Below are 538 nucleotides of genomic sequence, written 5' to 3'. Positions count from 1 at the left end.
CTGGCGTGACTGATGCTCAGCCGATTGCGTTCGGCCGTGAGCATGCTCACCAACTGATTGCGCCGCGTGACCAGGGCGGCCAGCACCAGGCGCGCCTCGTCGTCCAGCGGCTTGATCCAGCGCTCGCGCTCGGGGCTGCGGTCCAGCACCTCGGCAAACCGTGACAGCATCACCGCATCCACCCGATCGGTTTTGGCCAGGCGGCCCATGGCTTTGGCAAAATCGCGCGCCTGCCGTGGGTTGATCACCGCCACCGCAAAACCAGCCGCCTGCAGCGCGCAGGCCGCTTCGGCCTCATAGCCGCCGGTGGCTTCCAGCACGATCAGCCCAACCGACTCCAGCGATTTGAGCTGCTCGACCAGCGCATCGTAACCCTGCTGCGCGTTATCCAGCGCCATGGATGTCGCGCCATCCAGCGACACCTCCAGGCGATCCTTGCTCACGTCAATTCCAATGTGTTTCGTCATCTCCCTGCCTTGCAGATTCGAGTTCATGGTTCTCAGGCAACTGTTCGGGTTTCAGACCATACCGCTATCCC

At 63.2% G+C, this 538-nt stretch carries 1 protein-coding gene; it reads right to left on the bottom strand.

The window, feature by feature from the left end; genetic code table 11:
• Window positions 1–467, bottom strand: a 467-nt coding sequence (locus AC3WUM_RS25165; RefSeq protein ID WP_492414085.1) for an IS110 family transposase, incomplete at its 3' end; no start/stop codon positions are given.
• Window positions 468–538: the final 71 nt, after the last annotated feature.

This window comes from Hydrocarboniphaga sp. FW305-C-57, from assembly GCF_058783045.1.
Note: the sequence above shows the minus strand (reverse complement) of the source record. Positions and strands in the feature narration are given on the sequence as shown.